Origin of the sequence: Bradyrhizobium sp. WSM1743, from assembly GCF_000473065.1 — a bacterium.
Taxonomy (GTDB): domain Bacteria; phylum Pseudomonadota; class Alphaproteobacteria; order Rhizobiales; family Xanthobacteraceae; genus Bradyrhizobium.
In genome coordinates, this window is record NZ_AXAZ01000072.1 from 37,314 (window position 1) to 43,475 (window position 6,162).

Annotated in this window: 9 protein-coding genes; 2 read left to right on the forward strand and 7 right to left on the reverse strand. The window is 59.8% G+C overall.

Annotation, left to right across the window (positions count from 1 at the left end):
• Nucleotides 1-64 precede the first annotated feature (64 nt).
• Nucleotides 65-214: a hypothetical protein gene (locus YU9_RS48275; protein ID WP_007609497.1), complete on the forward strand. Its 150-nt coding sequence runs from the start codon at nt 65-67 to the stop codon at nt 212-214.
• Between the two features lie 254 nt (nt 215-468).
• Nucleotides 469-1,173 carry a GrlR family regulatory protein gene (locus YU9_RS0131235; RefSeq protein WP_027576326.1) on the forward strand — a complete coding sequence of 235 codons (705 nt, stop codon included), beginning with the start codon at nt 469-471 and terminating at the stop codon, nt 1,171-1,173.
• A 191-nt stretch (nt 1,174-1,364) separates the two neighbouring features.
• Here the strand turns inward: YU9_RS0131235 and YU9_RS46410 are convergent, their stop codons facing one another.
• The 7 genes from YU9_RS46410 to YU9_RS0131285 all read right to left on the reverse strand — a co-directional run.
• Nucleotides 1,365-1,706 (reverse strand): adenylate/guanylate cyclase domain-containing protein, encoded by a 342-nt coding sequence (locus YU9_RS46410; protein WP_027576327.1) that lies wholly within the window; start codon nt 1,704-1,706, stop codon nt 1,365-1,367.
• Nucleotides 1,609-1,866 carry an SAM domain-containing protein gene (locus YU9_RS51215; RefSeq protein WP_371259222.1) on the reverse strand — a complete coding sequence of 86 codons (258 nt, stop codon included), beginning with the start codon at nt 1,864-1,866 and terminating at the stop codon, nt 1,609-1,611. Before YU9_RS51215 ends, YU9_RS46410 begins: the two co-directional genes overlap by 98 nt.
• A gap of 10 nt (nt 1,867-1,876) precedes the next feature.
• Nucleotides 1,877-1,954, reverse strand: a complete 78-nt coding sequence (locus tag YU9_RS51220; RefSeq protein ID WP_371259224.1) for a hypothetical protein — start codon at nt 1,952-1,954, stop codon at nt 1,877-1,879.
• Between the two features lie 784 nt (nt 1,955-2,738).
• Nucleotides 2,739-3,047 carry a hypothetical protein gene (locus YU9_RS49295; RefSeq protein ID WP_027576329.1) on the reverse strand — a complete coding sequence of 103 codons (309 nt, stop codon included), beginning with the start codon at nt 3,045-3,047 and terminating at the stop codon, nt 2,739-2,741.
• Between the two features lie 2,105 nt (nt 3,048-5,152).
• On the reverse strand, nt 5,153-5,476 hold the full coding sequence (locus YU9_RS0131275; RefSeq protein WP_027576331.1) for a low affinity iron permease family protein: 324 nt from the start codon (nt 5,474-5,476) through the stop codon (nt 5,153-5,155).
• A 69-nt stretch (nt 5,477-5,545) separates the two neighbouring features.
• Nucleotides 5,546-5,869 carry a hypothetical protein gene (locus YU9_RS43000; protein ID WP_371259223.1) on the reverse strand — a complete coding sequence of 108 codons (324 nt, stop codon included), beginning with the start codon at nt 5,867-5,869 and terminating at the stop codon, nt 5,546-5,548.
• A 4-nt stretch (nt 5,870-5,873) separates the two neighbouring features.
• A partial coding sequence (locus YU9_RS0131285) for an ATP-binding protein (RefSeq protein WP_027576332.1) occupies nt 5,874-6,162 on the reverse strand: 289 nt, incomplete at its 5' end.

Below are 6,162 nucleotides of genomic sequence, written 5' to 3' on the forward strand. Positions count from 1 at the left end.
CACGATTTGACGGAACCCGGCTCGCGCGTGCGCCGTTGACATCCAGACAAAACGGAGCGCGACCATGATCCGCAAACTGGCATCGGGCGAATACCGCCTCTATTCACGCAAGGTGAATCCGAAGACCGGTAAGCGCCGTAACCTCGGCACTTTCAAGAGCCGTGCGGCCGCCGAGAAGCACGAGCGCGAGGTGCAGTATTTCAAGCGTCACTGACGCGTGAGGGGCTTTTTCGGCGAGCCGGATACAAAAAGTCGAAAAACAACCCCATGCACAGTAGCCAAGTCATTGAAATTCCAAGCTTGCGGATTTTACGAAATCGATTTGACCCGTCGGGCAAAACAGGGGTATGATGACATCATGGCGGCGAGCGTCCCGTGAGCGGTCCCGCGCGGAAAAGCCGGTGGCTTCGGTGCGGCGACGATGCTAGGTAGCCCGCAATTGTTTTCCGATTTTGCGGGTTCAGGACGTTGCTGGACGGGCTCTACAAGGTTGAATACGGCGTCAACGATGCGTTCGGCCGCAGCATCATGTGCCTGCATGACGGCAAGATGCTCGGCGGCAATTCGGGCTTTGCGCATTTTGGCACCTTTGTGGAGCAGGGCGGCGAGATCATCGCCGAGGTCATCACCGATCGGCACAACCTGGACCCCAACTACAAGCCGCTGATGGGGGCCGACGTCGCCTCGATCCGGGCGCGCGGACGGCTGTACGGCAACCAGATCCGTCTCGAGGGCGGCGCGGACACCATGCCGGGCGCAAGATTCTGGGCCAATCTCACGCGGCTTGACGACGAGGGGCTGCCTCCGAGCGGTACGGTCGGGCCGGGCGGCATCGCCAACGGGCTCTATGGGATGAGGCTGAACGCGCTCGACGGCATCGATGCCGGACTGTCCGGCGTGATGCTGCTGATCGATGGGCGCATCCTCGGCGGCGATGCGTTCTTCTACTATCTCGGCGCCTATTCCTCGGCGGACGGCCGCTGGAAGGGTGAGATGCTGAACCAGGAGCACACGCCGGCGAAAGGCGAAAACCCCGTGTTTGGCGGCCTCGAGGTTGGCATCGGCTTCTCCGGGACCTGCACGGAAGACAGCGGCGAGCTCGAAGGCATCGCGCTGGCGGGCAAGCGTAGCCTGCGGCTTGCGGCGTCGCTCAAGCTGATGCGGCGGGCGTAGGGCGTGTGCTCATCAACGTCGGATGTCGGCTTCGTGAGCTGAAGCACAGGTTTCACGCGTCGTCCTCGCCTAAGTCAGCAAGTGACCCAGGAGCCGACGTTCCATGCTGACCTGCATGACCACAGGTCTCTCATTGCGCCAGTTCGTCGAGTATCGCCTTCGCCTGCTTCAAGTCCAAGGTGTTAAAGCCCTCACTGAACCAGCCGTAGACCGGAGGATCCGATCAGATCGCCAACCACCACAAGCCCCGTCGCAATACCAACGCGCGTTCGCAGCGTAACGGACAATTTGAGCGCCCCAACTGCCGCAATCGCCTCCAGTGCTGCGCGCACGGCTCGCTCAGCATCGTCTTCGTGCGCCTGCGGATAGCCAAAGTAAACGAGCACCCCGTCGCCCATGTATTTCGCCACGAAGCCCCCAAAGCGCCTGACAATGTCAGCGACGCATCTCTGATAGGCCGAAATGATGTCGCGTAGGTCCTCCGGGTCCATACGTGCGGAGAGCGCCGTCGAACCGAAGAGGTCCGAGAACATTACGATGACGTGGCGGCGCTCGGCGGTGTCCTCGGCGGCTTTGTCGGTCGCCAGAGGCTCGTCGGACGGCGCTGGGGCACCCGATTTCGGCCTGCAAAATGGCGATGGCGTTGAGCAGCTTACGGCGATGCCCGAGAATTGCGACGCCAAGATCCTTCAAGTCCTCGCCGTCAAGCTCGGGAGGACAACTCGTTGATCTCGTTCTCGCGGAATGCCGCCTCATACTCTTCGAGGCCGAGCCCCCGCAACCAATCTCCGACGTCTATGGCGGCGCCTCTGGTTCGGCGACCGCTGCATGATTCCCGAGCGAGACTGTCTGTCTAGGCAACTGCTAAAGACCAGTTTTGGTCAAAACGCGACCTCGCTCGAAGGGCAGCTCTTGGCGCGAAGCGGTCGGCGTCGGCAATGCCCAAATATCGGAAGTCACATCGGGCGCGGCAGGGGGTGGGTAGAGCACCGAATTTGGTGGAAGGTGATCGGCAGAACCTACTTTTCGAGGTCGACGTACTGCCGAAGCCTGAAGACGATGTCGGGCAAAGCGTGTCGAAGGCGTGCAGCGTCTTGGGAATTCGTCGAGAACGGTGCGAACCTGATCATGGCATTCCAAGGGTCGACTTCCGTAGACGATGACCGAGACTCCGGATCTCGGAGAGCCATCCATTTTGCGAAGCTCACCAAGGACGAGGTCGGCGATCACCACCGCGGGCAATCGCGCTCGTTCATCATCGGGGCCGCCGGCGGACAAGGCGACCGGCTTCTCTGCTGACTGCCGCGGTCGCGGACTTCCCTTGGAGCGTTGGCGGCATTCCCGGCGGCGGAGGTGAGGCGGCGGGCGAAGCGGCCTCGGCGAGCGGATGCGCGCGGAAGCTTGCTCGTCCGGGCGCTTGCCCAGAATGCCGCTGGTCAGCGCCGCAAGGCCCGCTTTTTTGCTTCGTCTTTCATGGCTCTGCGCAGCCACCGATGGCGTCGAGCGGGGGAACTCGCTGCCTTTGCGGCGCGGGGCGTAATTCCGCCTTCACTCCGGCGACAGAATTAGTCGCAGCGACGCTCCCTGCGTGTAACCATGCGGCCATCGCGCTCCACCGTGACCGTCTCCGTGCGGCAGCGCTGTCTTGGCCCGATCGTAACGCCTCCCGGACCGACGCCAACTGTGGTGTCGCGGTCGTAGCGGTCACGGTCTCTGTAGTCACGTTCCCTGTAGTAGCGGTCCTCGCGATCTCGTCCGATCTGAACATCAACACCTTGGGCCATCTTAACCCCTTGGGCGTTGGCCGGAATGGCAACCGGGGTAGTTGTCAGCGCCGCCGCGGTCGCGGCCAAGGCAAGAGCTATCTTCAGCATGTGAGAGTGCTCCGTTGAGGTTGACCGGAGTAACGGGCGCGAGCACTGACTGTTCCTTGACGTAGGCTGGCGGAGTGCGTCGATCTGAGAGCCGCTGGCCGCCGTGATTTTGGTCCGGCTCCAAACGATTGAGCCGGATGGCTGACGTCCGGCTCGGCAGCTACTCAATAAGCGGCCAATGCTGGCCCGGGTAGTGCTTGATCTGCAAGACGGCCCCCCGCTGGGGGCTTTCGGGAAGCCGGGCCATTGGAGACGCGCCCGCGAGGACTTCCGGCCCACGATGTCCGAGCTTCGCAATGTGGCGCGAGTTGTGACTGAAAAGGCACCAAGCGCGAGCATATTAAATAATTTAAATAAAGGTAGATAAATAAATTAAATGTAGAAAATAACTCAAAATAGCATATAGTTGAGGACAATTGTGCCGGACGAACGCACAAGGAGCTCGAAGGGACGGCTCCAGCGTTCCTGCTTAGCCCCCAGATGCAGGAGCCGTTTCTTCGAGTGCTTGAGATGAGGAGCCTTGAAGTGAGTTGCACGCGAAGACGAGACTTTTTGAACGTTGGTGAATGCTCACGCACGTACGGCTGTCAGCCAGAGTGTGAACAGAACTGAGAAAGCGAAGCTATCTCCTCCGATTGCCGTTGAGAGTCGTTAAATCAAGCTGTGGCCATTAGCCATGACCTTTGATTTGGATTAGCCTAAGCGCCCAACGTCGCACAATTGAATGGCATGCAGAAGCAATTCGCTATTGCCCTGTGGTCCTTAGCCGCTGCCTGTGTGCTGGCCTTTATATTGGCGGCAATCGTCTCAGCCCGCGACTTCCGTAGCTTCCATAAGCGTACGAGTTCAGGAAACAAGCAAAACTTAAAGTTCGCTCCGCTGGGCCCGGTAACCGACAGGGCAGGCCCGCGGAAGGATCGAGGTGATACCGTGGGGGGCGCCGCACAAAGATGGCCGATTGCTCGGCCAACAGCTCCGAGGCTTCTACCCGGCTTTGGTGCGTGCGATCCTGGCACGTCGCATGAGCCGGTCCCGAGCACATTCCGATGTTTCGTCCAGAGCTTCGAACCGGTTCATCACACGGCTGCGAACGATAATGATCGTCACAAGCCGTTGGAGCCTTTCCCGGACGGCTGGTGGGCTTCGTCGTAAGAAGCTCCTTCGAGAAGGTCATCTCCAACCGCGCTTCCAATCCGCTGCCGTGGCGCTCGATGCTGTTGTTCTCTTGGACTAAAATCCCGTCATCGGCTAAATGGCGATGAATCGGGTCGGGTGAGGTTCGCGCCGCTCGCTCAGAGTTTTAGATGGGAGGTCTGGGCTACAGTCATCGGGCATCGCCGGACTCCAGCTGTCGAGACCTTGAGGATATCCGCTCCTCTACACTCCCCAGCGCAAGTAGCTAAAGCTGCATAGATTTCAGCTGAGTGTCTGAGCGTCGGCATGAATTACTACGGCCACTTGCTACAAGTTAGTGGCTTCCCCAACGCTGGCTCGAGCTGAGCCTGGCCGCGAAGGCGCCAGTGCGCGAAACAAGGACGACTTCGCGACTGCATTTTGCATCGGCGCAGCCGCCGACAAGCGCAATGAGATACGATCGTTAAGTGTTACTTGGAGGCTTAGTGGTCACTGATCGCTTCGCAGTTGGCCTGCGCGAGGTGATCGCCTCTACCTTCTTCAGCGTCTGTGCAAACTCAGATCGGAGATACTGTTCGTGCTCCGGGTCTTTAGGCTCTGAGAGGAATGCAACCTTCACGAGGAAACGGTTCAGTAGCGATGCTATCGCAAGGTTCTCCGAGTGCTGCGAGCGCAGGGCCGTGAGTTGCCGACGCATCTCAATGAGATCGATGGTTTCGCGGTCTGACTGCCTTTTCAAATGAAACTCGCGCGAGAGCCCTACAACCCAGCGAAGCCGCCGCGACGAGTATGGTCGCGCGACGGCTTCGCCACTTGGGGACCCGGACCAAGGGCAAGTCCGGCCATGAAAAGCTAGCGCTCCGCAGCTTCGTTGCAATCAAAGTCTGCAATTAAGCTTGATGTCGCGGTGACGAGTTAATTCTGGAACCCAAAGGGAAAAAGGGGAAGAGGAGTCAACGTGATCGAGTAACTCACGACGTACGGACCTGTGCTCGCTCCCGCTTGACTTCCTCAGCGTCCTTGTCATCGATACTCATAAGCGAGTTTTTGGCATCGCCATGAACTTTCAGGAGTTCGTCGAGCTTGGCATGTATGGCTTGCGTGTCGCGGTACTCGGCGCGTTGGATAACGAGGGTCATTCCCCAGGTAGCGAGAGTGGCAGGCGAATGCCACTCTCGGCCATTGCCGAAGACGACCCAAAGCGCGGCATAAACGAGAAACACGACGAACGCGGCTGGCCGCGCGGCCAGCACGCCGATATTGGTCAACCAGCCTCGGACTTCCTTCAGGGCCATGGCAATCAACGTGGCGCTGCTTTTGTCGGTTCCACGAACCCCTACAGCTCGCGCTCCATTGCGGGGTGACTACGGTTCTTGACCTTGATCCAGAATTTTTGCCGGCCGCCGCGGTAAGGCCGATCGCGATGTTTGGAGACCAAGGCCCATCCGGCACGCCGCCCGGAAGAGGTCGCGACCTATTTCGCCGCGTTCGAACGGTGCCACCGTGATCCCGTCCGCACGCCGTGCCAGTAGCCTCTCTAGGTTTGTCTTGCGGAGGTGCAGAGGCAGACCGCGTAAGTCGTCGCCGCCCATCACCAGAATATCGAAGGCGTATAGCTGCACCTCATGGTCGTATAGCCGGCTGTGCAGCGCGTTGAAGTCGCTGATGCCGTCCACGCCGAGGATCACGGTGTCAATCGGCTTGCAAATTTGACCCCTCATCGGCGTCCAATTTTGACCCCTTCGGACGGCGGGCTTTGCTGGTAGCGCTCGTCTCGTCGGAGCTGGCCGGGGTTGCGGAGACGAGACGAGCGCGGGTGATGTGATCGTCGTCTCGGCTTTTGAATCGCCAACTGTCGTTGCCGGTCTCGACGATGTCGCAGTGGTGGGTCAACCTGTCGAGCAACGCTGTGGTCATCTTGGCATCGCCGAACACGCTGGGCCATTCGCCGAAGGCGAGATTGGTGGTGACGATGACGGAA